Raw genomic sequence first — 2,682 nt, forward strand, 5'->3', positions numbered from 1 at the left:
TGTATAAGAGAAAGCAGTCCCCCCGCGCCGCCGGACCGGAGTGCCCCCGCTGCGGCATCATCTACGCCAAGGCGGAGGCCCGGGCGGCGCGGCAGCGCGAGGAAGCCCCCGCCGGGGCGCCCGAGGAACCACCGCCGCTCGTCGACCCCGCCTGGCTGGAGACGCCCGACCTGCGCTCGGACGTGCTGCCACCGGAGACGCCCGCCTGGGACGTCGACGCGGAGGAGGCCGTGTTCGAGCACCGCCTGCGCACCTGGGCCATCCCCGTGGCCCTCCTGGTGTCCTACGGGGTGCTGAGCGGCAACTTCGGCGCCTTCGCGGCTCGGCTCATCACCATGCCGTTCCATGAGCTGGGCCACGCCATGACGGCCTGGTTCTGTGGCCGGTCCGCGTTCCCCTCGCTGTGGGTGACAGCCCTCTTCGGCCGCTCCTATTTCCTGGCGCTGATGCTCGCCGCGGCCCTGGGCGTGTGGGTCTGGTGGGCGTGGAGGCGCCGTCAGTGGCTGTGGGTCGCCTGCGGCGCCATCCTGCTGGCGCTACAAGCCGTGGGCACGCTGCTGCTGTCACCACAGACGGTGGACATGCTCATCACGTTCAACGGCGATGGCGGGATGATGGTGCTGGGCACGGTGATGATGCTGACCCTCTACGCCCCAGCGGGCAGCTACCTCCACAAGCAGGCCCTGCGCTGGGGCTTCCTGGGGCTCGGCGCGCTGTCGCTCATGGACGGCTTCCTCACGTGGTGGGCGTCGAAGAAGGACTTCAGCGCCATTCCCTTCGGCAGGATGGAGGGCGTGGGCCTGAGCGACGCCAGCAAGCTGGTGGGGATGCCCCACGACTGGGGCGAGCACCAGCTCATCGGCAGGTACCTGACGGTGGCCGCCGTGTGCTTCGCGGTGGTCGCCGGGGTGTACGTGGTGCAGCTCGTGCGCGGCAGGGCCCGGCTCGCCGCACGCTGAGTGCCCGCGCGGCGGACACGTCACGCCGCGTCGCCGAAAGGCCACACGAAGCCGGGGTGGCGCACCACCTCCGGCGTCCGCGCGCCCTTCCAGCGCAGCGACTCCCCCGGCCGCAGCACCAGGGGCTTGGGCGCGTCCTTCATCGTCCGCCGGACCTCGGCGAGCCGCTCCGGATAGGGGTCGGCGTCCGGGTTCTCATCCAGGTGGCTGGCGCCGCTCACGGGCTCGCCGGGGTAGCCCGCGTAGCGAGGCCCCATGCCTTCGCGCCAGTACCAGGGCGCCCCACCATCCGCGCAGGGCACCACGTAGCGCGCGCCCAGCAAGGCGCCATAACGCAGCGCCTCCTCCGGCCCGGCCATGAGCCGCTGCGGCGCCTTCAGCATCGCGCGGGGGACGTTGACCAGGAACGCCTCCAGCGTGGTGAAGCCAAAGAAGATGGGCGCCAGCCGGAAGCCGCGGACGCCGCAGAAGAGCACGTCCACCGGAGCCTCGCGGCGCACGCGCCGGCACACCGCCGCCATGTCCCCGCGCACGTCATGCCCCGAGTCCGCGAAGAACGCCGCGGAGAAGCCGGGCGCCCGCACCAGCCACGCGTTGCCCTCGTTGAAGAGGTCCGGGTACGGGCCTTCACCATCCGTGGGCTGCTCGCCGTAGAACGGCAGCGCGCGCACGGTGACGTCGCCCACCTGCCGGGACTCGCCCCAGCGCAGGGGCTCCACGCGCGTGAAGCCCAGCTGCGCCAGCCGCAGGGCGCAGTCCGTGGAGAAGAGGCTCTCACGCGCCACCGCCGGCACGAAGATGCGCGTGTCGCGCGGCAACTGCAGCAACGAGCCCAGGTGGAAGTGGTCTCCATGCGAATGGGTGATGACCACCGCGTCCACCCGCCCCACGTCGCGCGGCTGCATCGGTGGATAGCCCGGCGCGTCCACCGCGCCCTCGGGCCGGAAGTACGGGTCCACCAGCACGCGCCCCTCACGGCCTGTGACGAGCACCGTGTTGTGCCCCACGAAGAGCGCGCCGGGCGAGGGCACGTCCACGGGCGCTTCATGGCGCACGAGCCAGCCCGCCTGCCCCAGGTCCGCCGCCAGCTCCGCCAGCACGGGCAGCGCCGCGAAGGCCCGAAGCTCCGCGCGCGTGGCGCCGCGCGCGAGCGCCGCGAAGAAGTCCGCCACCGCGGGCCACTCGGACGCGCGCACGGGCACGTCCAGGCCCAGCGCGTCCTGACGCAGGTGCAGCACGCGCGGCCGGTGGCGCGTGGCCTCCGGGAACAGCACGTCGGGACGCAACACGCGGCGTCCCATGCGCCGCTGCTTCCCCACGCACAGCGCGGCATAGCGTGGGGTGTCCTCCAGCCAGCGCACCAGCGCCTCCGCGTCGTGCAGCGCGCCCTCGCGTCCCAGCGTGGCGACGTGCCGCTTCAGCGGGAGGAAGGCACGGCGGACAGGACGCGCGGTGGGCCCCTGGATGCTGCAGCCCAGGTCCTCATGGTGGTCGGCCTCCGTCCGGGCCGAGGCGAGCACGGCCAGGCTGACGCCCCGGTGCAGGGTGAATCGCATGGCGGCGGATGTTGCCACGCGTCACGCGCGGCGCGGCGTTTCTCCCACGTCCGGGCGAGCGGGCGGACCGTCCCCCTCACCCGACGGCCCAGGTTGTGACAGGAGCGTGGAAGGCCGGTACCCTTCGGCGCCGAATGTCATTATCAGCCCCCTCGCTCCCCCCGGAG

Annotated in this window: 2 protein-coding genes; one reads left to right on the forward strand and one right to left on the reverse strand. The window is 72.9% G+C overall.

What is annotated here, in order from left to right; translation table 11 throughout:
- On the forward strand, positions 1 to 959 hold a 959-nt coding region (locus G4D87_RS36450), incomplete at its 5' end, for a hypothetical protein (RefSeq protein WP_163787395.1).
- Positions 960 to 979: 20 nt separating this feature from the next.
- On the opposite strand, the gene G4D87_RS36455 is transcribed toward G4D87_RS36450, so the two are convergent.
- The gene (locus G4D87_RS36455) at positions 980 to 2,515 is read right to left on the reverse strand and encodes an MBL fold metallo-hydrolase (protein WP_205507866.1); all 1,536 of its coding nucleotides are present in this window, start codon (positions 2,513 to 2,515) and stop codon (positions 980 to 982) included.
- Positions 2,516 to 2,682 lie beyond the last annotated feature (167 nt).

The organism is Myxococcus vastator (assembly GCF_010894475.1).
Taxonomy (GTDB): domain Bacteria; phylum Myxococcota; class Myxococcia; order Myxococcales; family Myxococcaceae; genus Myxococcus; species Myxococcus vastator.

Excerpts from the sequence above, each read along its gene's own strand:
- G4D87_RS36455 (WP_205507866.1), bottom strand. The coding sequence starts at position 2,515 with ATGCGATTCACCCTGCACCGGGGCGTCAGCCTGGCCGTGCTCGCCTCG.